This window comes from Streptomyces sp. NPDC043746, assembly GCF_056436485.1.
The window spans coordinates 331,120-353,730 of sequence record NZ_JBWKCM010000002.1; the positions used below are offsets into that span (position 1 = coordinate 331,120).

The window sequence follows — 22,611 nt, forward strand, 5'->3', positions numbered from 1 at the left end:
ACGGTTCGACGCGTCGGCCGGCCGTTCACCGTTGGCCCGTCCGTCACTCGCGCAACAGCTTCGGGCTCATGTGCTCGTGCGGCAGCGTCACGCGCCTGCGCGCACACCAGCCCGATGCTCCTCAGTTCCTGCTTGTCAGTCGCACGGAAGGCAAACTCCATGGGCTCCGCGAACGGCAGACACCGCCGCCCTCGTCAGGCACCCGCCATCGTCGTCGCCGCAGGGGTGACCGGATCGGCCATCGCCCTTCCGCTCCTCGGCGCGGCCGGCGCGCACGCGGCCGACGCCACCACCTGGGACCGGGTCGCGGAGTGCGAGAGCGGCGGCATGTGGAGTGCCGACCTCGGCAACGGCTACTACGGGGGGCTCCAGTTCTCACAGGAGACCTGGTCGTCGTACGGCGGCACCGCCTACGCGGCGCGGGCCGACCTCGCCAGCCGTTCGCAGCAGATAGCCGTCGCGGAGAAGGTCCTGGCCGACAAGGGCCCGCAGGCGTGGCCGAGCTGCGCGGTGATCTCGGGCCTCGCGGTGGACGGCAGCCTGCCCGGCGTCGACCCCGGTACGGCTCCCTCCGCCGACCCCACCCAGAGCCCGACGACCACGCCGACGGGCGAAGCGGACGAAAAGGGTGAAGCGGAAGAGTCCGGTGACAGGGGCTCAACTGGTGCGACTGGTAAGCCCGGCAGCACCGGTAAGGATCAGGAGAGCGGCAAGGCGGGGGGTGGCAGTGCGGCGCCCGGCCCCTCGGCCGGGTCCTCCGCCCCGCCCGCCACCGGCGGGACGGGGAAGACCGGGGAGGCGGCCGGGAAGGCCGGTACTCCCGGCGGCTCCGACGCCTCCCGGTCCTCCACTCCCGACCGCTCCAGCGGCGGCAAGCACCGGGGCGCCCCGGCCCCCGAGGAGACCGGCACGGTGGGTGGGGGCGGCCCGCGTGAGTCCGGCCGGCACGCCTCGCGGGGCGAGGGCGAGGCGCGGGACGGCGGCGCGGTCACCCGGGGCGGGTACACCGTGCAGCCCGGCGACAGCCTCTGGGCGATCGCCGACGCGCAGGGGATCCCCCAGGGCTGGACCGGTCTGTACGAGGCCAACAGGGATGTTCTGGGCTCCGACCCGGACCTGATCCTGCCTGGCCAGAACCTCGATCTCGATCTGGGGCGGGGTGCGGGGGACGAGGTCGGCGAGTCCGGCGACAAGGCCGCCGGGCAGGGTGCCGACGCGCCTGCCGCCAACTGATCGAACGCGGCAAAACACCTCAAAAACGAGGGCAGTTCAGAGGCCTATGTCCACTTATGCGTAAGTGAGACATGGGTCTCTTTGCTTCAACGGGCGCCCGGCGGTCGCCTGCTCGACGAAGATCCCCTCCGACCTGCGGAAACGCCCCGTCAGGACAAGGCGATAAGCGCTGATTGAGGCGCTATGTCCGTCTTTGAATGTCGGGGCTGCCTCTGCTTACGGTCTAAGCCGCTCGCACCGCGGGCCCCGTCGACCGTCACGCCGAATCCTGCCGTCGGTCGGAGGGAACAGACGCGTAAGCGCCGTAGGCAGGAGCGGGGGACCCAGGTAGGCCGCCGGGTCCGCACGGCCTCGTCGACGTCCACGACGGAGACGGGAACGTACGGGACCGGCTAGGGGTGAAGCCGCGCGCAAGGTCGCGCGGCCGGGCAACTCATCAGCCCGAACCCGACAGCTCACCTCGTAGGCGTCGGTGAGGAGATTCGTTCCATGCTGCTGAACAGCAAGGGCAAGCACCGCCGCCCGTCCAAGGCCACCCGTCTCGCCACCCTGGCCGGTGTCACCGGTGCCGCCGTGGCCGTCCCGCTGATGGGTGCCACCAACGCCTCCGCCGCCTCCGTCGCCACCTGGGACGCCGTCGCCCAGTGCGAGTCCGGTGGCAACTGGTCCATCAACACCGGCAACGGCTACTACGGCGGGCTGCAGTTCTCGCAGTCCAGCTGGGCCGCCGCCGGCGGTACGCAGTACGCCCCGCGCGCCGACCTGGCCACCAAGGGCCAGCAGATCGCCACCGCCGAGCGCCTCCTCGCCATGCAGGGCCCGGGCGCCTGGGCCTGTGCCGGTGCCGGTGGCCTCACCAACGACGGCGTGGACCCGGGCGTGAGCACCGGCTCCGGCCAGTCCGCCGCCAAGCCCCAGAAGAAGGCGCAGCCCGAGCGCAAGGCCGAGCAGCCCACCACGCGCAGCGAGCAGCGCACCGCCCCGGCCGCCCCCAAGGCCGAGTCCAAGAAGACCGTCACCACCCCGACCGGCAAGAAGGTCAAGAAGGGCGACGGCGAGTACAAGGTCGTGGCCGGTGACACCCTGAGCAAGATCGCTCAGAAGGAGGGCGTCAAGGGCGGCTGGAGCAAGCTCTTCAAGCTCAACGACGACATCGTCCAGGACGCGGACCTGATCTACCCGGGTCAGCAGCTGCACCTGAAGTAGCAGTCGCGTCTCCTCCCCTGGGGGAGGGGGTCCGGCGGCACCCTCCCTCGCACGGCTCCCCGGCCCGGCGCGCTACTCCCCCCGTGCGCGCCGGGCCGGGGCATGTCCGCGTAAGGGGGCCTCTGTCCGAGGCGCCCGCCCCGGTCCCTGAGGGGGATTCGTTCACCTCTTGTCGGCAGCCCTTGTTACCGGCCAGTAGATTTCTGGAGTTTTGTCCCGTCATGCGGGTCCTTGGGTCCTTTTTCGTCCCAGGAGGCGGGCGGTCGGCCGACTGACGCGGCCGGGCCGGTTAGGCTCGTGTCGCAAGGCCACAGTGACCCTGCACAACCAGTGTCATATCCCAGAAGGAGATGCCTCGTGCCGTCCATCGACGTCGTCGTAGCCAGGGAAATCCTCGACTCCCGGGGCAACCCCACCGTCGAGGTCGAGGTCGGCCTCGACGACGGCAGCACCGGCCGTGCTGCTGTTCCGTCCGGCGCCTCCACCGGTGCCTTCGAGGCCATCGAGCTTCGCGACGGTGACCCCAACCGCTACCTGGGCAAGGGCGTCGAGAAGGCCGTCCTCGCCGTCATCGAGCAGATCGGCCCGGAGCTGGTCGGCTACGACGCCACCGAGCAGCGCCTCATCGACCAGGCGATGTTCGACCTGGACGCCACCGAGAACAAGGCCTCGCTCGGCGCGAACGCCATCCTCGGTGTCTCGCTCGCCGTCGCCCACGCCGCCTCCGAGGCGTCCGACCTGCCGCTCTTCCGCTACCTCGGCGGGCCGAACGCGCACCTGCTGCCCGTTCCGATGATGAACATCCTGAACGGCGGCTCGCACGCCGACTCCAACGTGGACATCCAGGAGTTCATGATCGCGCCGATCGGCGCGGAGTCCTTCTCCGAGGCCCTGCGCTGGGGCGCGGAGGTCTACCACACGCTGAAGAAGGTCCTCAAGACCAAGGGCCTGTCCACCGGACTCGGTGACGAGGGCGGCTTCGCCCCGAACCTGGAGTCCAACCGCGCCGCCCTGGACCTCATCGTCGAGGCCATCAAGGAGGCCGGTTACGTCCCGGGCCGCGACATCGCGCTCGCGCTCGACGTCGCCGCGTCCGAGTTCTACAAGGACGGCGTCTACGAGTTCGAGGGCAAGTCCCGCTCGGCCGCCGAGATGACCGAGTACTACGAGGAGCTGGTCTCCGCGTACCCGCTGGTCTCCATCGAGGACCCGCTGTACGAGGACGACTGGGCCGGCTGGAAGGTCATCACCGACCGTATCGGCGCCAAGGTGCAGATCGTCGGCGACGACCTCTTCGTCACCAACCCGGAGCGGCTGGCCCGTGGCATCGAGGAGGGCTCCGCCAACGCCCTGCTCGTCAAGGTCAACCAGATCGGTTCGCTGACCGAGACCCTGGACGCCGTCGAGCTGGCCCAGCGCAACGGCTTCAAGTGCATGATGTCGCACCGCTCCGGCGAGACCGAGGACGTCACCATCGCCGACCTCGCCGTCGCCGTGAACTGCGGCCAGATCAAGACCGGCGCCCCGGCCCGCTCGGACCGCGTCGCCAAGTACAACCAGCTGCTGCGCATCGAGGAGATCCTCGACGACGCCGCCGTGTACGCGGGCCGCTCCGCCTTCCCGCGCTTCAAGGGCTGACCCGTAGCCGCGAGCGTGCGCCGACCGGCTCCCGGGCCGGCTCCCAGGGCTGACCCGTAGCCGTAAGACGGCAGCCTCCGTCCGTCCCCGTACCCGGTCCCGTACCGTGTGCGGGGACGGACGTGCGTGACGGGGAGGCGGGAGACATGGCCGGGAAGGACCGCGAGCGGTTCTCCACCTCGACCAGGCTGCGGCTGCTCGGCGAGCAGACCGCCGCCCGCGTCTACCGCTCCCAGAACCGCCGCCAGGCCCGTCGCTCCCGGCTGACCGGCCGGGCCGCCTTCCTGGCGCTGGTGGTCTGCTCCCTGGTGGTCGCGCTCGCCTACCCGATGCGTCAGTACGTCTCCCAGCGCGACGAGATCGCCGGGCAGGAGCAGCTCGCCCGGGAGGCGCAGGCGCGCACCGAGGAGCTGCGGGACGAGAAGGCGCGGCTCCAGGACGACGCCTACATCATGCGACTGGCCCGCCAGCACCTCCACTACGTCCTCCCCGGGGAGACCGGCTTCACGGTGGCCGACCCCGACGCGGCCGAGGACCGCCGCGGGGAGCCGGGCGCCGGCCACCGCCCCTGGCACTCCAACCTCTGGGGCGGCGTGGACGACGCCGACCGTGAGGACCGCGACTGACCACGCACCGACCGCACGCACCCCACTCCACCCCACCCCCTCCGACGAGCTTCCGAGCAGAACCAAGGCAGGCATGGAAACGCCCCCTCCGCAGACCGAGTCCACCAAGCCCACCGACGCGGACATCGCCGCGTTCCAGCAGCAGCTCGGCCGTCCGCCGCGCGGCCTGCGCGCCATCGCGCACCGCTGCCCGTGCGGCAACCCGGACGTGGTGGAGACCCAGCCCCGTCTGGAGGACGGCACGCCGTTCCCGACGACGTACTACCTGACCTGCCCCCGGGCGGCCTCGGCGATCGGCACGCTGGAGGCGAACGGGGTCATGAAGGAGATGACGGCCCGTCTGGAGACCGACCCGGAGCTGGCCGCCGCCTACCGGGCCGCGCACGAGGACTACATCACCCGCCGCGACGCCATCGAGGTGCTGGAGGGCTTCCCCAGCGCGGGCGGCATGCCGGACCGGGTGAAGTGCCTGCACGTCCTGGTCGGCCACTCGCTGGCCGCCGGGCCCGGGGTGAACCCGCTGGGCGACGAGGCCATCGCGATGCTGCCGGAGTGGTGGGCCAAGGGCCCGTGCGTCACACCGTGCGCGCCGAAGGCCGAGGACGGCTGGACGGTGGACGAGGGCGACGGGGGCCACTTCGCCTTCCGCCCGCTCGACGGCCCCGCCGAAGGGCAGGGCGCATGACCCGGGTCGCCGCCGTCGACTGCGGTACGAACTCCATCCGGCTCCTCGTCGCCGACGCGGACCCCGCCACCGGCTCCTTCACCGAGCTGGACCGGCGGATGACGATCGTCCGCCTCGGCCAGGGCGTCGACCGGACCGGTCGGCTCGCGCCCGAGGCGCTGGAGCGCACGTTCGCGGCCTGCCGCGCGTACGCCGCCGTGATCGAGGAGCTGGGCGCCGAACGCGTCCGCTTCGTCGCCACCTCCGCCTCGCGCGACGCCGAGAACAGCGCCGACTTCGTGGCCGGGGTCCGGGACATCCTGGGCGTCGAGCCCGAGGTGGTCACCGGCGACCAGGAGGCGCAGCTCTCCTTCGACGGCGCCACCAAGGAACTGACCGGCGATCACCTGGCGCAGCCCTATCTGGTCGTCGACATCGGCGGCGGCTCCACCGAGTTCGTGCTCGGCTCGGACGCGGTGGCGGCGGCGCGGTCCGTCGACATCGGCTGCGTACGGATGACGGAGCGCCACCTCGTCGAGGACGGCACCGTCGTGGACCCGCCCACGCACGACCGGGTCGCCGCCATCCGCAAGGACGTCGAAGCCGCCCTGGACGTGGCCGCCGCGACCGTACCCCTGACCGAGGCGGCCACCCTCGTCGGTCTGGCGGGCACGGTCACCACGATCGCCGGGATCGCGCTGGAGCTGGAGGCGTACGACTCCGAGGCCATCCACCACTCCCGCGTCTCCCGCGGCCAGGTCCGCGCGATCACCGAGCGCCTCCTCCAGTCCTCCCACGAGGAACGCGCCGCGATCCCCGTCATGCATCCCGGCCGCGTCGACGTGATCGCCGCAGGTGCCCTCGTCCTGCTCGCCGTGATGGAACGGACGGGCGCCCACGAGGTCGTCGTCAGCGAGCACGACATCCTGGACGGGATCGCCTGGAGCGCCGCGTAACAGCCCGCAGGGGCAGGGGAGCGTACGACGTGGGGGGCGGTGTGCCGCGCGGGGCCGTCGAGCGGATGGAACGCCATCAGGTGGCCGTCTATCTCGCGGCGATGGCCCTCGGCGCCCTGCTCGGTCTCGCGGCGCCTTCTCTCGGACCGGGGCTGGAGCACCTGATCAACCCGGTCCTCGGCGCGCTGCTGTTCGTGACCTTCCTCCAGGTCCCGGCTGCCGAGCTGCTGCGGTCGTCGCGGGACGGGCCGTTCCTCTCCGCCGCGCTGGTGGTGAACTTCCTCGTGGTGCCGCTCGTGGTCGCCGCGATGTTCACGTTCCTGCCCGCCGACCGGGCGGTGCGGCTCGGAGTGCTGCTCGTGCTGCTGTGCCCGTGCGTCGACTACGTGATCGTCTTCAGCGGTCTCGCCGGGGGGTCGGCCCGTCGGCTGCTCGCCGCGACCCCGCTGCTGCTGGTCGCGCAGATGGTGCTGCTGCCGGTGTTCCTGTACGCGTTCCTCGGGTCGGGGCTGGGCGACATCGTGGAGGCGGGGCCGTTCCTGGAGGCGTTCGCCTTCCTCATCGTCATCCCGCTCGCGCTGGCCTGGGCGCTCCAGGCCTGGGCGGAGCGCCGGGAGGGCGGGCGGCGGGTGTCGGAGGCGGCCACGACGACGATGGTCCCGCTGATGGCCGCGACCCTGCTGGTGGTCGTCGCCTCCCAGGTGCCGAAGGTGGGCGGGAACCTCGCCGGTGTCGCCGCCGTCGTCCCCTTCTACGCCGCCTTCCTGGTGGTGATGGCCTTCGCCGGAAAGGCGGTGGCCCGGGCCTTCCGGCTGGACGCGCCCGGGGGGCGGGCCGTGGTCTTCAGCGGGGCGACGCGCAACTCCCTCGTGGTGCTGCCCCTCGCGCTCTCCCTGCCCGACGCCTATGCGATCGCCGCCGTCGTCGTGGTCACGCAGACCCTCGTCGAGGTCGTCGGCATGGTGCTCTGCGTGCGGGCCGTGCCCCGGCTGTTGCCCTCTTCCCCGGGGCCCTGAGCTTTCGCCCCGGCCCCTTCGCCGTCACGGACGCGCGGCACGGAACCCGTGCCCGCTCCCCGGCCAGGTCCGGGTCCGCCCCCGGGCCGTCGGTGTCGCCCCTGGGGTGCCGCGGGCACCGGGCAGCGGTCGCTGGGGCTGCTCGGAAGCGCTTCCGAGCGCACCTTTGAGCTGGGGAAAGGCCTCCGGGAGGAGGGTGCGGACAGCGCACTGCGCCGAAGTTCGTGAACTTCTTCACAAGGAATTCGGTCCTCTGCGGTGCCGTCCGGGCCCGCAAGGGCCGTCCGGGCCGTATGCAAGCCCCTGCGGCAGGCGTTCGGGCGCGTTGCGGGGGTGTTGCGCGGGTGCGGAGAGAGGCGGCGCTACGGCCCGTCGGGAGGGCCAAGGGCCAGCTCACAGGGGGTCAGGAACGATTCCCGGGCCGCCGCGGTTCCCTTTCGGGCCCATGACCTCGGTCACGCGGGCGGCGAAGTGTAGCAGAGGGTGGCTCAATCCTTGTGAAGGGGCTCACGAGCACCCCCCTGGGGCGGGGTGGATACTCGATGGCATGAGCACCACGGAGCGTCCCAGGATCCTCGTTGTAGGCGGTGGGTACGTAGGCCTGTACGCAGCTCGTCGCATTCTGAAGAAGATGCGGTACGGGGAGGCGACCGTCACGGTCGTCGACCCGCGGTCGTACATGACGTACCAGCCCTTCCTCCCCGAAGCTGCCGCAGGCAGCATCTCGCCTCGGCATGTCGTCGTCCCGCTGCGACGCGTGCTGCCCAAGGCTGAGGTTCTCACCGGTCGGGTCACGACCATCGACCAGGACCGCAAGGTCGCCACGGTCGCGCCGCTCGTCGGCGAGGCCTACGAGCTGCCCTTCGACTACCTGGTCATCGCGATGGGCGCGGTCTCCCGTACCTTCCCGATCCCCGGCCTCGCCGAGCAGGGCATCGGGATGAAGGGCATCGAGGAAGCGATCGGCCTGCGCAACCACGTCCTGGAGCAGCTGGACAAGGCCGACTCCACGACCGACGAGAACGTCCGCCGCAGGGCGCTGACGTTCGTCTTCGTGGGCGGCGGCTTCGCCGGCGCGGAGACCATCGGCGAGGTCGAGGACATGGCCCGCGACGCGGCGAAGTACTACACCAACGTGAAGCGCGAGGACATGCGCTTCATCCTGGTCGACGCCGCCGACAAGATCCTGCCCGAGGTCGGCCCGAAGCTGGGCACCTACGGCAAGGAGCACCTGGAGAGCCGCGGTGTGGAGATCTACCTCTCCACTTCCATGGACTCCTGCGTCGACGGCCACGTGGTGCTCAAGAACGGCCTGGAGGTCGACTCCAACACCATCGTGTGGACCGCCGGTGTGAAGCCGAACCCGGCGCTCGCCCGCTTCGGCCTGCCGCTCGGCCCCCGCGGCCACGTGGACACCTCCGAGAAGCTCCAGGTGCAGGGCACCGACTACATCTGGGCCGCGGGCGACAACGCCCAGGTACCGGACATGGTCGGCCGCCGCGCCGGCAACCCGAACGCCTGGTGCCCGCCCAACGCCCAGCACGCGCTGCGGCAGGCGAAGGTCCTCGGCGACAACGTGATCTCCGGCATGCGGGGCTTCCCGCAGAAGGAGTACAGCCACGCCAACAAGGGCGCGGTGGCGGGTCTCGGCCTGCACAAGGGCGTCGCGATGATCGTCATGGGCAAGGTGAAGATCAAGCTCAAGGGCCGTCTCGCCTGGTACATGCACCGCGGCTACCACGGCATGGCGATGCCGACCTGGAACCGTAAGATCCGGATCTTCGCAGACTGGACGCTGGCGATGTTCCTCAAGCGCGAGGTCGTCTCGCTCGGCGCCATGGAGACGCCGCGCGAGGAGTTCTACGAGGCCGCCAAGCCGGCCCCGGCTCCGGTCGCCGCCGCCAAGTCCGAGGGTGAGAAGGCCAAGGCCTCCTGACCCCCGGGCGACCGCTCCGCGAGGAGCGCGCCCGTACGACGCCCGAAGGGGCCGTCCGCCATCCGTGGTGCGGACGGCCCCTTCGGCGTGTCCACGGCCCTGTCCGCCGCGTGTTTTGCCCTTTCGTTGCCCGGTGGCGGGATGACGGAGCGTGGCGGGGGAGTTGACGGAGAAGTACGGCGTACTGGCACCGGAGCGCGTGACGGCGAACCATGAGTACGTACGTACGCAGTGAGCTCGTTGTGTTTGTCGGGGAAACACCACCACGGAGGTGTGCGTCATGGCACGCGCCGCATCGCGGCTGACCGCTCTCGCCGAAGAGTTGCTCTCGGAACCGCTACCGGTCCGCGTCAGGGCCTGGGACGGCAGCGAATCGGGCCCGCCCGGCGCCCCCGTCCTGGTGATCCGCCACCGCCGTGCCCTGCGCAGATTCCTGTGGAAGCCGGGCGAACTGGGCCTGGCACGAGCCTGGGTGGCCGGGGAGATCGACGTCGAGGGCGATCTGTACGAGCTCCTCGACCGGCTGGCCGGGCTCCTGTGGGACCGGGGCGCCGACGCCAAGGACGCCGTCCACCCGGTCCGCGACCCCGCCGTACGGGCCTTCGTCGCCGGTCTCCTCAGGCTGGCCGGGCCCTGGCCGCCGCCCGCCCCGCCCGTCGAGGAGGTCCGCCGCCGCACCGGCCCGCTGCACACCAAGCGGCGCGACAAGGCGGCCATCAGCCACCACTACGACGTGGGCAACGACTTCTACGCCCTCGTCCTCGGCCCCTCCATGGTCTACTCCTGCGCCTACTGGGAGGACGGCGGGACCCTGGAGGAGGCCCAGCGCGACAAGCTCGACCTGGTCTGCCGCAAGCTCGCCCTGAAGGAGGGGGACCGCCTCCTGGACGTCGGCTGCGGCTGGGGCTCGATGGCCATCCACGCCGCCCGCGAGTACGGGGCGCAGGTCACCGGCATCACCCTCTCCCGGGAGCAGGCCGCCCACGCCCGCAAGCGCATCGCCGAGGAGGGGCTCACCGACCGGATCGAGATCCGCGTGCAGGACTACCGGGACGTCGCCGACGGACCGTACGACGCGATCTCCTCGATCGGCATGGCCGAACACGTCGGCTCGGTCCGCTACCGCGAGTACGCCGACGTCCTCTTCGCCCTCCTCAAGCCCGGCGGGCGGCTGCTGAACCACCAGATCGCCCGGCGCCCGGAGAAGGACGAGGACGCCTACCGCATCGACGAGTTCATCGACTCCTACGTCTTCCCCGACGGGGAACTCGCCCCGCTCGGCAGGACCCTCTCCCTCCTGGAGGAGGCGGGGTTCGAGGCGCGGGACGTCCAGGCGCTGCGCGAGCACTACGCGCTGACCCTGCGCCGCTGGGTGGCCAACCTGGAGCGCCACTGGGAAGAGGCCGTACGGGTCACCTCGCCGGGCCGGGCCAGGGTCTGGCGGCTCTACATGGCCGCCTCCGCGCTCTCCTTCGAGCACAACAGGATCGGCGTCAACCAGATCCTGGCGGTGCGCCCGCAGGACGGCGGCTCCGCCCGCCTGCCGCTGCGCTCCCGTGCCTGGACGGAGAAGCCGGGGGAGACGGAGAAGGCGGAGAAGCCGGGCGGCTGACCCGTACGCGTACGCCTGACGTGCGCGCGTCCGACGCACGTACGCCTCCGGTACGCGCGAGGGGCCGGTGCACCGCTCTCCAGCGGTGCACCGGCCCCTCGCCGTCCCTGCGTCCCGGCCTCCCCGGGTCCCGGCTACTCCGTCTTGATCGCCGTCAGCATGTTGAGCCTGGCGGCGCTGCGGGCGGGCCACAGCGAGGCGAGGACGCCCACCAGGCCGGCCAGGGCCAGGAAGACCGCGAGGCGGTCCCACGGGATGACCAGGGCGTAGCCGGGGATGTCGTCGGCCAGGGTCTGGCCGATCGCCCAGCCGAGGAAGACCCCGAGCCCGACGCCGATCACCGCGCCGAAGACCGAGATGACGACGGCCTCCAGACGGATCATCCGCTTCACCCGGCGGCGGTCGAGACCGATCGCCCGCAGCATGCCGATCTCCTGCTGGCGCTCGAACACCGACATCGCGAGGGTGTTGACGACCCCGAGGACCGCGATCAGCAGGGCCATGGCGAGCAGCCCGTACATGATGTTCAGCGCGGTGTTCACGAAGCCGCCGAACAGGTCACGGATGTCCTGGCGGTCCATGACGCTCATCGCCGGGTTGTCACCGAGCGCGTCCACGATGGACCGCTCGTTGGCCTTGCTCGCGCCGCCGTCCGTCTTGATCCAGATCTCGCGGATCTCGGGGCGGGAGGAGGCGCTGTGCTGGTCCGCCAGCTCCTTGGGGATCACGAAGGTCGACAGGAAGTCGTTCTCCCGGTAGACCGCTCCGATCGTGATCTCGCCCTTCTTGTCGTCGTCGAACTTCACCGGGAGGGTGTCGCCGGTCTTCCAGCCGTTCGACTTCGCGGTCTTGGCGCCGACGGCGACCTGGCCGTCCTTGAGCGAGGCGAGCGAACCGGAGACGGTGTCCAGCGAGAAGACCTTCTCCACATCACCCGGGTTGACGCCGGAGGCGGACTGGAACTCCCCGTCGACCTCGAACCAGGCCGCCTGCTGCGGGGAGATCGCCACGACGCCGTCGGCCTTCGACAGGGCGGTCAGCGCCGACTCGTCGAGCGAGTCCCCACTGGCCATCGTGACCATGTAGTCGGCCTTGATGTTGTCCGTGGTCATCTTGTCGATGGCCTGGCCGAGGGTGACACCGAGCACCGAGATGCCGGTGACCAGGGTCAGCCCGATCGCCAGGGCGGAGGCGGTGGCTCCGGTACGCCGCGGGTTGCGGACCGCGTTCTGCGAGGCCAGCTTCCCGGAGACGCCGAACAGCTTCTTCAGCAGCGGCCGTACCAGGGCGACGACCGGGCGGGAGAGCAGCGGGATCAGGATGATCACGCCGATCAGGGCGAGGAAGGCGCCCGCCGCGACCAGGTAGCGGCCGTTCGTCCCGCCGGTGCCCGCACCGGCGACGATGCCCACGGCACCGACCAGGGCGATGAAGCCGCCGATCGAGTTCCGTACGACGAGGGACTTGACGGTGGCGGTGGCGTGCACGCTGCTCATCGCCGCGACGGGGGCGATCTTCGCGGCCCGGCGGGCGGGCAGCCAGGCGGCCAGGACGGTGATCAGGATGCCGACGGCGAAGGCGGAGACGACCGCGGTGGTCGAGACGACCATCGGGCCGGCCGGGATCTTGCCGCCGAGGAGCCCCATCGCGGAGCGCAGCCCGGAGGCGAGGCCGAGGCCGAGGAGGAAGCCGATGACGGAGGCGAGCGCGCCGACGACGGCGGCCTCGATCAGCACGGAGCGCTTGACCTGGCGGCGGGAGGCGCCGATCGCCCGCATCAGGGCCAGCTCACGGGTGCGCTGGGCTACCAGCATGGTGAAGGTGTTGGCGATGAGGAAGACGCCGACGAAGAGGGCGATGCCCGCGAAGGCCAGCAGCATGGCGTTGAGGCTGCTGAGCCCGCTCTCGATCTGCCGGGCCTGCTCGTCCGCGAGGGCCTTGCCGGTCTGGGCGGTGGCCTCCTTCGGCAGCAGCGGCGTGATCGCGTCCAGCAGCTTCTGGTCGGAGGCGCCCGCAGCGGCGGCCACGGTGGCGTTCTGGAAGACGCCGGGCTTCAGGTAGAGCTTCTGGGCAGTAGCGGTGTCGAACAGCACGAGGCTGCCGCCCGCGTTGACCGCGCCGTCCTCGGTGGTGAAGACACCGGAGAGGGTGTACTCCTTCACCGGGCCGTTGGTGGCCACCCGCACCGGGTCGCCCACGCGGTACTTGCCCTTGGACGCGGTGTCCTGGTCGAGCGCGATCTGACCGGCCTTCACCGGGCCGCTGCCCTGGGTGAAGTCGTACGCGAAGTCCTTGCCGTCCTTGTCGGGGGCGAAGTTGCCGCCGGTGTTGGACCAGCCGTTGCCGATGAGCTTGCCGTCGGGGTCGGCCACCCCGGCGAAGCCGCTGACCCGGCCGGTGACCGTGGCCACGCCGTCCACGGAGCGGATCTTGTCCAGGGTCGCGGCGTCGAGGCCGGGGGTCTTGTCGTCGCGCCCGCCGGCGTAGGTCTCCACGGCGACGGCGACGTCGTCGTAGCTCTTGGCGGACTGGTTGCGGAAGGCGTTGCCGAGGGTGTCGGTGAAGACGAGGGTGCCGGAGACGAACGCTACGCCGAGCATGACGGCGAGCACGGTCATCAGCAGCCTGGCCTTGTGCGCGAGCACATTGCGCAGGGCGGTACGGAGCATGTCTGTGTGTCCTGGGATGGGTGCCGGAAGGGGGACGTGGAGCGCGGCGGGCGGGGCCTCGGTGCGGCGGCCCGCCCGGGTCAGCTCGTGCGGCCCTTCGCGTCGAACGCCTTCATCCGGTCGAGGACCCGGTCGGCGGTCGGCTGGATCATCTGGTCGACGACCGCGCCGTCTGCGAGGAAGATCACCCGGTCCGCGTAGGAGGCGGCCACCGGGTCGTGGGTCACCATCACCACGGTCTGGCCCAGCTCGCGCACCGAGTTGCGCAGGAAGCCCAGGACCTCGGCGCCGGAGCGGGAGTCCAGGTTCCCGGTCGGCTCGTCACCGAAGATGATCTCGGGCCGCGAGGCCAGGGCGCGGGCCACGGCGACGCGCTGCTGCTGACCGCCCGACAGCTCGGTGGGCCGGTGCTTGAGCCGCTCCGAGAGCCCCACCATGTCGATGACCTTCTGGAGCCACGCGGCGTCGGGCTTACGGCCCGCGATGTCCATCGGCAGGGTGATGTTCTCCAGCGCGGTCAGCGTCGGCAGCAGGTTGAAGGCCTGGAAGATGAAACCGATCTTGTCCCGGCGCAACTGCGTGAGCTGCTTGTCCTTCAGCGTGGACAGCTCGGTCTCGCCGATGCGCACCGACCCGCTGCTGAAGCTGTCGAGACCGGCCACACAGTGCATCAGCGTCGACTTGCCGGAGCCCGAGGGGCCCATGATCGCGGTGAACTCGCCCTGCGGGAAGTCCACGGTCACCCGGTCCAGGGCGACGACCTGGGTCTCACCCTCGCCGTATACCTTCGACAGCTCCGTGGCGCGGGCTGCCACCGTGGTGGCGCGGTGAGCGGTGGGAGTGGTGGTCACAGGGACGCTCCTGGTTGGGGTGATGCGGATGCATACGGGGGTGACGCGGCCCGCGCTGACGGCGGTGCCTTGAGGGACTACTCCATCGTCACGTCCCGACGGCCCCCGGTCGTCACTCCCTATGCCCGTTCCCGTGGCCCTCTTGAGTCGCATCACCGGGGTGGAGGGGTCCTCCTCGGGTATGACACCGACCCCGACGCTTCATCCGAGGGGCGGTCCGATGACTCAGGGTGACCTCCGTCGGCGGGCCGCGAGGACGCCCGGAGAGGCGGAGCGGGCGGCTTCCCCGCCGGCCCGGAACCCTGGGGTGGCGGACCCCCTGGCGAAGCATGGCGCGCACCTGGCGCGTTGGGCCGTACGGGTGCGGCGACTTTCCGTCAATCCCGTACAGCCTGTTGCCGACCGGTAACCGGTGTGGGTGCGTGGTGAGACCGCACCCGTGTGCTGACGGCCCCTCAAGCGGTCAATAAAATAGGACAACATCGCGCCACTATTCCGCTGATCGGGGGACGCCCCCGGATAGGGTCGGTTGCCAACGCGGAGCCGCGCGGCACGCCCGGATGGTGGAACGTAGACACGGCGAGCTTAAACCTCGCTGCCCCTCGGGGGCGTGCCGGTTCGAGTCCGGCTCCGGGCACCACCATCCTCACAGGGTGTGACCAGGCGTGACGGGCAGCAGGCGGGTCCGGGCCTCTCCGACCGGGACCGCGTCCGCGCCGCCCTCGGACGGCCTACCGTGATAAAGATCCTCCCCTGGCACTAGGGTGCTTCCTTTGCCTACCCATTACTCTTGTCGCGAGGCCACGCAGTGTGGCCATGGAGGAGTGAGATGAGGAGCAGCAACCCGGTCTTCTCGCGACGGGGGTTCAGCCGCGACAACGGCCACGCGAGCTTCAACGCGGCGCCGCAGGCCGGGGCCGCCACGACGGGAGCCAACCCGTTCGCGCAGGGCACCGCCGCAAACCCGTACGCCACCAACCCCTACGCCCAGGGTGTCCAGCCCGGCGCCCCGGCGCCCGCGCGCACCGACGCGATGACCATCGACGACGTGGTGACGCGTACGGCGATGACGCTCGGCACCGTGATCGTGGCCGCCGCCATCGCCTGGTGGGCCATGCCGGTCGACGAGGGGAACCTCGGCACCGCCTACGGTGTCGCCATCGGCGCCGCGATCATCGGCTTCGTGCTGTCGCTGGTGAACTCGTTCAAGCGTCGGCCCTCGCCGCCGCTGATCCTGACGTACGCCGCCTTCGAGGGTGTCTTCCTCGGCATCGTCAGCAACATCGTCAGCGTCTACGTCGCCCCTGGCGCCGCGATGCAGGCGGTGCTCGGCACGATGGCGGTCTTCGCCGGTGTGCTGATCGCCTACCGCACCGGTCTGATCCGGGTCACGCGCCGCTTCTACGGCTTCGTGATGGCAGCCGCCATCGGCTTCATGCTGCTGATGATGGTCAACATGCTGTTCGCCGTCTTCGGCGGCGGTGACGGACTCGGCTTCCGCAGCGGCACGCTCGGCATCATCTTCGGCATCGTGGCCATCGTGATCGGCGCCTGCATCCTCGCCCTCAACTTCAAGCAGGTCGAGGACGGCATCGCGTACGGCGCTCCGCGCGAAGAGGCGTGGCTGGCCGCCTTCGGCCTCACCGTGACCCTGGTGTGGATCTACATCGAGATGCTGCGCCTGGTCGCCATCCTCAGCGGCGACGACTGACCGACCGCGCAGGACCCGCACCACCCGTAGCACCGGAAGGGCCCGCAGGCATCGCGCCTGCGGGCCCTTCGGCGTGGCTGGGGTGCGTTCCTCTGCCCGAGGCGGGCGGGGGTCGGGGGCCAGGCGGGGGCTGGGCGGGGGCCAGTGGCTCCCGGTGTGCGCCCCTCCCGCCTGGCTTCCGGGCGGGAGGGGCGCGTAGGGTCCGGTGCGTGCTCGATACGACGCCTCTCATCCTGGCCGTGGACCGATTCGCCGACCGGCTGCGTTCGGCCCCGCAGAGCCGCCTCCAGCGCGGAGCGGCCGGCGAGGCGCTGGCCGCGGCCCGCGAACTCGCCGTACGGGCCCAGCGCATCGAGAGCCCCGGCACGGAGCCGCGGATGCTGCCGGACGCCGGGATGTTCGCCGTGGGTGACCAACTCGCCGTCGCCGGGCGGGATCTGGCCGTGGCACTGGAGACGGCCCCGCCCGGAGAGCTGGACGAGGCCGTGCGATACGTCGAGGGGGCGGCGGCGCGGGCTTTCGCGTAGCCGCCGAATCGGGACGAGGGGCCGGGACGACCGGCCGGAGCGGTGACGGGACGGGTCAGAACGAGGCGATGACGCGGTCCGCGAGGATGTAGACGTTCTCCTCGCCGCAGGAGAAGGTCAGCGCGTAGGCGCCCGAGACACCCGAACCGCCCAGCAGCACCGGCTGCCGGCCCGCCCGCAGTGCGTCCGCGAGCCGCTCGGCCGTCTCACGGTGGCCGGGGGTCATGCAGAGCGTGGTGCCGTCGGCGAAGACGTACACGTCGAGCGTCCCCAGCGGGCCCGGCCGCACGTCGGTCAGCTCGGTGGCCAGGTCGGCCAGCTCCTCCAGTCGGCTCACGGTCCGCTCATGGTCCGTGACCACCGGCGTCTGCACCGGGACGAAGTCCGGGTGCGAGGGGTGGCGGCGGCGGGCCGCGGCCAGCTCGGGGGAGTCCTCGGGGTGGTCCGCGATCTCCGGCAGGTCCGTGAAGTCACCGGCGAACTCGCCCGGGAAGTCGGCGGTCTCGTGCTCCGCGAACGTCCGCTCGCTCAGCTCGGCCAACTCCTCCATCGCCTCGGCCGCCTCGATGTCCAGCGACTCCAGGCCGGCGAAGTCGGACTGGCGCGGAAGGTAGAAGGGGGTCTCCTCACCGAGCACGGGCACCCCGCCCAGCAGGGAGGGGGCGTCCGCCGCGTCACGGGCCTCCTGGGCGGCCCAGAAGGCCCGCGCCTCGGCCAGCTCGCGCTCGCGCTCCTCGGCCAGCGCCTCGGTCACGGCCGCGCGTATCTCCTCCGCCGGGGTGGCGGCGTGACGGTTCTGCGGAGGCACCGACGCACCGAGAGCGCGGCCCTCGGCCAGCTCCGTGCGCAGGCCCGCGACCTGCTTGCGCAGCCCGTGAGCGGCATGCAGCGCGGCGGCGCCGACGGCCGTGGCAGCGGCGGTGGTCAGCAACAGGGCAAATGACATGGCGCTCACTGACAACTCCCGGTTTCAATCGATACCCCCGACTTCCTACATCAGCTTGGCCTGTACCCGTACCGGCTGTCAGTGCATTACGTCACGAAATGGACAGGTCTTTCGGTCCTGGGTTTAGCCCCAAAAGGCCGTGACCTGGGGAAACGACTCTCCCCCGGGACGCAGATCACATCCTGGGGGAGATTCGGTCACGGTCGGGGCTCGGTCGGATTCGGACACCCGGTGAGAAGGGAAGCCCGGGCCCGGTGGAGGCCCCCGACGAGACCTCCACCGGGCCGGACCGCAGCCGCTCGTGCTGGTGGTCGCGCTGGGCTTCGCCTGCGCTGCGGGCAGGTGCCGCCCTCGTACCTCGTGCGACCCCTACCCTCCGCTGCGGCTCAGCTCAGCCGCTCGTGCTGGTGGTCGCGCTGGGCTTCGCCTGCGCTGCGGGCAGGTGCCGCACTCGTACCTCGTGCGACCCCTACCCTCCGCTGCGGCTCAGCTCAGCCGCTCGTGCTGGTGGTCGCGCTGCGCTGCGGGCAGGTGCCGCACTCGTGCCTCGTGCGACCCCTACCCTCCGCTGCGGCTCAGCTCAGCCGCTCGATCACCATCGCCATGCCCTGGCCGCCGCCCACGCACATCGTCTCCAGGCCGAACTGCTTGTCGTGGAACTGGAGGCTGTTGATCAGCGTGCCGGTGATGCGGGCGCCGGTCATGCCGAAGGGGTGGCCGACCGCGATCGCGCCGCCGTTGACGTTGACCTTCTCCAGCGGCAGGCCGAGATCCCGGTAGGACGGGATGACCTGGGCGGCGAACGCCTCGTTGATCTCGGCGAGGTCGATGTCGTCGATGGTCAGGCCGGCCCGCTTCAGAGCCTGCTTGCTGGCCTCGACCGGGCCGTAACCCATGATCTCGGGGGAGAGGCCGGAGACGCCGGTGGAGACGATCCGGGCCAGCGGGGTCAGGCCCAGTTCCCGCGCCTTGGTGTCGGACATGATCACCAGGGCGGCGGCGCCGTCGTTGAGCGGGCAGCAGTTGCCCGCGGTGACCAGCCCGTCGGGGCGGAAGACCGGCTTCAGGCCCTGCACGCCCTCCAGGGTGACGCCCGCGCGCGGGCCGTCGTCCTTGGCGACGACCGTGCCGTCCGGGGTGGTGACGGGGGTGATCTCCCGCTCCCAGAAGCCGTTCTTCAGGGCCTCCTCGGCGAGGTTCTGCGACCGTACGCCGAACTCGTCCATCTCCTGGCGGCTGACGCCCTTGAACCGGGCCAGGTTCTCCGCCGTCTGCCCCATCGAGATGTACGCGTCCGGGACGAGGCCGTCCTCGCGCGGGTCGTGCCAGCTCGCACCGGACTCCTCGGCGCGGGCGGCGGTGCGGGCCTCGGCGTCGGCGAAGAGCGGGTTGTGCGTGTCCGGGAGGCTGTCGGAGTTGCCCTTGGTGAAGCGGGACACCATCTCGACGCCCGCCGAGATGAAGACGTCGCCCTCGCCCGCCTTGATCGCGTGCAGCGCCATCCGACTGGTCTGCAGCGAGGAGGAGCAGTAGCGGGTGACCGTACAGCCGGGAAGGTGGTCCATCCCCATCTGTACGGCGATGATGCGGCCGAGGTTGTTGCCCTGCTCGCCACCGGGCAGACCGCAGCCCAGCATCAGGTCGTCGATGTCCTTCGGGTCCAGCTCGGGGACCTTGGCCAGCGCGGTCTGGATGATCGTGGCGGTCAGATCGTCCGCACGCAGGTCCTTGAGGGACCCCTTGAAGGCGCGGCCGATCGGCGAACGGGCGGCAGAGACGATCACGGCTTCGGGCATCACGCGGCTCCATGAGGGCTGGAAAGCTGGGTGGACGAGAGAACTCCTCTGGAAGCTACCCGGGCGTATCGCCCGGGTCACCCGGCAGGCCGTGTGATGAGTGACTCTTTTCTAAGCGCTTGCTCAGGGTGGCCTGCCGGGTCTGCGACGTCCGCGTGGCCCGGCCCCTACGTGTGGCCGTGCGCCGCGTCCGGGTGCGAGGACGGTGCCGGTTCCGTCTGGGTGGAGGCGGGTAGGCGCCGCCGCCTGCGGTGCTTGAGGAGGGCCCAGGGGGCGCGGGCGCCCGTGACCTCCGTACCGGCCTCGCGGGCCGCCTGGGAGGCCGCCTTGGCCACCGGGAGGATGTCCTCGCGGCGCGCGCCGTCCAGCCGGTCCGACTCCGGCCACAGGCCCAGCACCGCACAGAGCGTCGGCAGCACCGCCATCGACGCCGTCGCATACCCCTCGGCGGAGGGGTGGTAGTTGTCCGGCCCGAACAGCTCGCGCGGGTTCGCCGCGAACTCCGGACCCAGCAGGTCGCCCAGCGACACCGTGCGCCCGCCCTGCTCCACCGTCCCGATCGTCTGCGCGGCGGCCAGCTGTCGGCTCACCCGCCGGGCCAGCCAGCGCAGCGGCTGGTAGACCGGTTCGATCGTGCCCAGGTCCGGGCAGGTCCCCACGACCACCTCCGCCCCCGCCGTCCGCAGCCTGCGAACCGCCGTCGTCAGACAGCGCACCGACTGGGTGGCGGGCATCCGGTGGGTGACGTCGTTCGCCCCGATCATGATCACGCAGACGTCCGGGGTCCGGGCCGGGTCCGCCAGCAGCAGCGAGACCTGCCGCTCCAGATCGTCCGACCTGGCCCCCGGCAGGGCCACGTTCCGCAGGTCCACCGGCCGCTCGGACACCGCCGCGAGCCCCGAGGCGAGCAGCGCCCCCGGGGTCTGCCCGGCCCGTCGCACCCCCTGGCCCGCCGCCGTCGAGTCCCCGAGCATCCCGAGCCGCAACGGATCGCTGGGCCCGGCGAACGCCACGCCGTACCGCCCGTCCGCGCTCGGCGGAACCGGTGCCCTGCCGCCGCCCACCTGCCTCTTCGCGAGCTGGACCTCCGCCAGGAACACGCCGACGGCCGCCGCACCGATCAGTCCGATGCCGCCACCGCCGTAGGCCGCGCCCGCCGCGATCCGCCGTGCCACTCTCGCTCTCGACACAGTCCGGTCCACCTCCTCCTCGCCGTACCGCCCTACACCTACCTACCTGCCCCGCGAGGGGCGCCACCCAATCGCACTGTCCGTCCCCGTCTCCGTACGCTCCGTGTCCGACCTTCCTTTCCGGCCTTCTTCTCCCGGGGGCGGAGGGCTTCCGTGCGCATCGTGCGGCCCGTACGCATACTCTGGGCCGGACCATCTCGGAGATCCCGGAGTACACGGTGCAATTCCACGATTCGCTGATCACTCTTGTCGGCAACACCCCGCTGGTGAGGCTGCGCAATGTCACGGCAGGCATCCAGGCGACCGTCCTGGCCAAGGTCGAGTACTTCAACCCCGGCGGGTCGGTGAAGGACCGCATCGCCCTGCGCATGATCGAGGCGGCCGAGCAGAGCGGTGAGCTCCAGCCCGGCGGCACGATCATCGAGCCGACCAGTGGCAACACGGGTGTCGGCCTGGCGATCGTCGCCCAGCAGAAGGGCTACAAGTGCATCTTCGTCTGCCCGGACAAGGTGTCCACGGACAAGATCAACGTGCTGCGCGCGTACGGCGCCGAGGTCGTCGTCTGCCCCAGCGCGGTCGACCCGGAGCACCCGGACTCGTACTACAACGTCTCCGACCGGCTGGTCGCCGAGACGCCGGGGTCCTGGAAGCCTGACCAGTACTCCAACCCGAACAACCCGCGCTCGCACTACGAGACCACCGGTCCCGAGCTGTGGGAGCAGACGGAGGGGAAGATCACCCACTTCGTCGCGGGCGTCGGCACCGGCGGCACGATCACCGGCACCGGGCGCTACCTCAAGGAGATCAGCAACGGCGCCGTCAAGGTCATCGGCACCGACCCGGAGGGCTCGGTCTACTCCGGCGGCTCCGGTCGGCCGTATCTGGTCGAGGGGGTCGGTGAGGACTTCTGGCCCTCCGCCTACGACGCCGAGGTCACCGACGAGATCGTCGCGGTCTCCGACAAGGACACCTTCCAGATGACCCGCCGCCTCGCCAAGGAGGAGGGCCTGCTCGTCGGCGGCTCCTGCGGCATGGCGGTCGTCGGGGCCCTGGAGGTCGCCAAGCGGCTCGGCCCGGACGACGTGGTCGTGGTGCTGCTGCCCGACAGCGGACGCGGCTACCTGAGCAAGATCTTCAACGACGAGTGGATGGCCGACTACGGCTTCCTGGAGGACACCAGCTCCTCCCCGCAGGTCAGCGCCGTGCTGAACTTCAAGGAGGGGCCGCTGCCCTCCCTGGTCCATATGCACCCGGACGAGACGGTCGGCCAGGCGATCGACGTCCTGCGGGAGTACGGCGTCTCCCAGATGCCGATCGTGAAGCCGGGCGCCGGACACCCCGACGTGATGGCCGCCGAGGTCATCGGCTCCGTCGTCGAACGGCAGCTGCTGGACGCCCTGTTCACCCGGCGCGCCTCCCTGACCGACCCGCTGGAGAAGCACATGTCGGCCCCGCTGCCGCAGGTCGGCTCCGGCGAACCGGTCGAGGACCTCATGGCCGCGCTCAGCGGCGCCGACGGTGCCGACGCGGCGATCGTGCTCGTCGAGGGGAAGCCGAAGGGCGTCGTGAGCAGGCAGGACGTGCTCGCGTTCCTCGCGAAGGACGCGGGCGCCGCGAAGGCCTGACCGGCGCTCGGCTCGCAGGCCCGGGCATCGCGGAGGAAGGCCCGGGCTTCGCGAGAACGGTACGAGCACGTCACGTCGGCGCAGCACCCGCTTAACAAGGCTCCGGCACATTGGTGGGTGTCGGCAGGGAGACCAGCCGGCACCCAGAACGGCGACACCGGACTACGGAGCGGCTCCCGGACCTCCACCGTCGCCCGGACGCGGCCATCCGGCCCTGACCCGGACCGCGTCCCTCGCGGGGACCGCCGTCGTCCCGCCCCCCGGGCCACCGGGGGTGCGGCGGCCCCCGCGACACACCTCACCGTGGGGGGGGGGAGGGCGGAGGGGGCGGGGCGGCGACCGTTGTCGTTTCCGTTCGCGTTCTATCTACACGCCTCCCCCCCCTCTCCCCCTCCTCCCCGCCTCTCCT

General features: G+C 71.2%; 17 protein-coding genes, 1 tRNA gene and 1 riboswitch. Of the genes, 13 read left to right on the forward strand and 5 right to left on the reverse strand.

Annotation, left to right across the window (positions count from 1 at the left end):
• The first annotated feature begins 159 nt into the window (after positions 1-159).
• From AC0682_RS03560 to AC0682_RS03600, 9 genes are all read left to right on the forward strand, one after another.
• Positions 160-1,233, forward strand: a complete 1,074-nt coding sequence (locus AC0682_RS03560) for a transglycosylase family protein (protein WP_478530742.1) — start codon at positions 160-162, stop codon at positions 1,231-1,233.
• 290 nt (positions 1,234-1,523) lie between these two features.
• A riboswitch (cyclic di-AMP (ydaO/yuaA leader) is annotated at positions 1,524-1,717 on the forward strand.
• Between the two features lie 5 nt (positions 1,718-1,722).
• Positions 1,723-2,439 carry a LysM peptidoglycan-binding domain-containing protein gene (locus tag AC0682_RS03565; protein WP_254812392.1) on the forward strand — a complete coding sequence of 239 codons (717 nt, stop codon included), beginning with the start codon at positions 1,723-1,725 and terminating at the stop codon, positions 2,437-2,439.
• Positions 2,440-2,796: 357 nt separating this feature from the next.
• Positions 2,797-4,077, forward strand: a complete 1,281-nt coding sequence (eno, locus tag AC0682_RS03570) for a phosphopyruvate hydratase (protein WP_018492839.1) — start codon at positions 2,797-2,799, stop codon at positions 4,075-4,077.
• A gap of 146 nt (positions 4,078-4,223) precedes the next feature.
• Positions 4,224-4,703 (forward strand): FtsB family cell division protein, encoded by a 480-nt coding sequence (locus AC0682_RS03575; RefSeq protein WP_254812393.1) that lies wholly within the window; start codon positions 4,224-4,226, stop codon positions 4,701-4,703.
• Positions 4,704-4,776: 73 nt separating this feature from the next.
• Positions 4,777-5,388, forward strand: a complete 612-nt coding sequence (locus AC0682_RS03580; RefSeq protein ID WP_254812394.1) for a DUF501 domain-containing protein — start codon at positions 4,777-4,779, stop codon at positions 5,386-5,388.
• On the forward strand, positions 5,385-6,323 hold the full coding sequence (locus AC0682_RS03585; protein WP_254812395.1) for a Ppx/GppA phosphatase family protein: 939 nt from the start codon (positions 5,385-5,387) through the stop codon (positions 6,321-6,323). The genes AC0682_RS03580 and AC0682_RS03585 overlap by 4 nt, the downstream gene beginning before the upstream one ends.
• 65 nt (positions 6,324-6,388) lie before the next feature.
• Positions 6,389-7,339 (forward strand): arsenic resistance protein, encoded by a 951-nt coding sequence (locus tag AC0682_RS03590; protein ID WP_478530786.1) that lies wholly within the window; start codon positions 6,389-6,391, stop codon positions 7,337-7,339.
• A gap of 547 nt (positions 7,340-7,886) precedes the next feature.
• Positions 7,887-9,275: an NAD(P)/FAD-dependent oxidoreductase gene (locus AC0682_RS03595; RefSeq protein WP_254812397.1), complete on the forward strand. Its 1,389-nt coding sequence runs from the start codon at positions 7,887-7,889 to the stop codon at positions 9,273-9,275.
• A gap of 280 nt (positions 9,276-9,555) precedes the next feature.
• The gene (locus tag AC0682_RS03600; RefSeq protein ID WP_478530743.1) at positions 9,556-10,887 is read left to right on the forward strand and encodes a class I SAM-dependent methyltransferase; all 1,332 of its coding nucleotides are present in this window, start codon (positions 9,556-9,558) and stop codon (positions 10,885-10,887) included.
• Between the two features lie 134 nt (positions 10,888-11,021).
• Here the strand turns inward: AC0682_RS03600 and AC0682_RS03605 are convergent, their stop codons facing one another.
• Complete coding sequence (locus AC0682_RS03605) at positions 11,022-13,556, reverse strand: ABC transporter permease (RefSeq protein ID WP_254812398.1); 2,535 nt, start codon at positions 13,554-13,556, stop codon at positions 11,022-11,024.
• Positions 13,557-13,636: 80 nt separating this feature from the next.
• Positions 13,637-14,407 (reverse strand): ABC transporter ATP-binding protein, encoded by a 771-nt coding sequence (locus AC0682_RS03610; RefSeq protein WP_254812399.1) that lies wholly within the window; start codon positions 14,405-14,407, stop codon positions 13,637-13,639.
• A gap of 554 nt (positions 14,408-14,961) precedes the next feature.
• On the opposite strand from AC0682_RS03610, the gene AC0682_RS03615 reads away from it, so the two are divergent.
• The 3 genes from AC0682_RS03615 to AC0682_RS03625 all read left to right on the forward strand — a co-directional run bounded on the left by AC0682_RS03615 (position 14,962) and on the right by AC0682_RS03625 (position 16,645).
• A tRNA-Leu gene (locus tag AC0682_RS03615) sits at positions 14,962-15,047 on the forward strand.
• Between the two features lie 189 nt (positions 15,048-15,236).
• Entirely contained in the window at positions 15,237-16,118 is an 882-nt protein-coding gene (locus tag AC0682_RS03620) for a Bax inhibitor-1/YccA family protein (RefSeq protein ID WP_254812400.1), read from the forward strand.
• A 209-nt stretch (positions 16,119-16,327) separates the two neighbouring features.
• Positions 16,328-16,645 (forward strand): hypothetical protein, encoded by a 318-nt coding sequence (locus AC0682_RS03625; protein WP_254812401.1) that lies wholly within the window; start codon positions 16,328-16,330, stop codon positions 16,643-16,645.
• A gap of 55 nt (positions 16,646-16,700) precedes the next feature.
• Here AC0682_RS03625 and AC0682_RS03630 read toward each other — a convergent pair whose 3' ends face one another.
• The 3 genes from AC0682_RS03630 to AC0682_RS03640 all read right to left on the reverse strand — a co-directional run bounded on the left by AC0682_RS03630 (position 16,701) and on the right by AC0682_RS03640 (position 20,562).
• Entirely contained in the window at positions 16,701-17,591 is an 891-nt protein-coding gene (locus AC0682_RS03630; RefSeq protein WP_478530744.1) for a hypothetical protein, read from the reverse strand.
• A gap of 575 nt (positions 17,592-18,166) precedes the next feature.
• On the reverse strand, positions 18,167-19,387 hold the full coding sequence (locus AC0682_RS03635) for an acetyl-CoA C-acetyltransferase (protein WP_028417635.1): 1,221 nt from the start codon (positions 19,385-19,387) through the stop codon (positions 18,167-18,169).
• A gap of 167 nt (positions 19,388-19,554) precedes the next feature.
• Positions 19,555-20,562 (reverse strand): SGNH/GDSL hydrolase family protein, encoded by a 1,008-nt coding sequence (locus tag AC0682_RS03640; protein WP_254813253.1) that lies wholly within the window; start codon positions 20,560-20,562, stop codon positions 19,555-19,557.
• Between the two features lie 233 nt (positions 20,563-20,795).
• On the opposite strand from AC0682_RS03640, the gene AC0682_RS03645 reads away from it, so the two are divergent.
• Positions 20,796-22,202 (forward strand): cystathionine beta-synthase, encoded by a 1,407-nt coding sequence (locus AC0682_RS03645; protein WP_254812404.1) that lies wholly within the window; start codon positions 20,796-20,798, stop codon positions 22,200-22,202.
• Positions 22,203-22,611 lie beyond the last annotated feature (409 nt).

Coding starts and splice junctions, on each gene's coding strand:
- AC0682_RS03580 (WP_254812394.1), top strand. CDS start 4,777: ATGGAAACGCCCCCTCCGCAGACCGAGTCCACCAAGCCCACCGACGCG.
- AC0682_RS03620 (WP_254812400.1), top strand. CDS start 15,237: ATGAGGAGCAGCAACCCGGTCTTCTCGCGACGGGGGTTCAGCCGCGAC.
- AC0682_RS03575 (WP_254812393.1), top strand. CDS start 4,224: ATGGCCGGGAAGGACCGCGAGCGGTTCTCCACCTCGACCAGGCTGCGG.
- AC0682_RS03630 (WP_478530744.1), bottom strand. CDS start 17,591: ATGTCATTTGCCCTGTTGCTGACCACCGCCGCTGCCACGGCCGTCGGC.
- AC0682_RS03565 (WP_254812392.1), top strand. CDS start 1,723: ATGCTGCTGAACAGCAAGGGCAAGCACCGCCGCCCGTCCAAGGCCACC.
- AC0682_RS03585 (WP_254812395.1), top strand. CDS start 5,385: ATGACCCGGGTCGCCGCCGTCGACTGCGGTACGAACTCCATCCGGCTC.
- AC0682_RS03605 (WP_254812398.1), bottom strand. CDS start 13,556: ATGCTCCGTACCGCCCTGCGCAATGTGCTCGCGCACAAGGCCAGGCTG.
- AC0682_RS03595 (WP_254812397.1), top strand. CDS start 7,887: ATGAGCACCACGGAGCGTCCCAGGATCCTCGTTGTAGGCGGTGGGTAC.
- AC0682_RS03560 (WP_478530742.1), top strand. CDS start 160: ATGGGCTCCGCGAACGGCAGACACCGCCGCCCTCGTCAGGCACCCGCC.
- AC0682_RS03600 (WP_478530743.1), top strand. CDS start 9,556: ATGGCACGCGCCGCATCGCGGCTGACCGCTCTCGCCGAAGAGTTGCTC.
- AC0682_RS03635 (WP_028417635.1), bottom strand. CDS start 19,387: ATGCCCGAAGCCGTGATCGTCTCTGCCGCCCGTTCGCCGATCGGCCGC.
- AC0682_RS03590 (WP_478530786.1), top strand. CDS start 6,389: ATGGAACGCCATCAGGTGGCCGTCTATCTCGCGGCGATGGCCCTCGGC.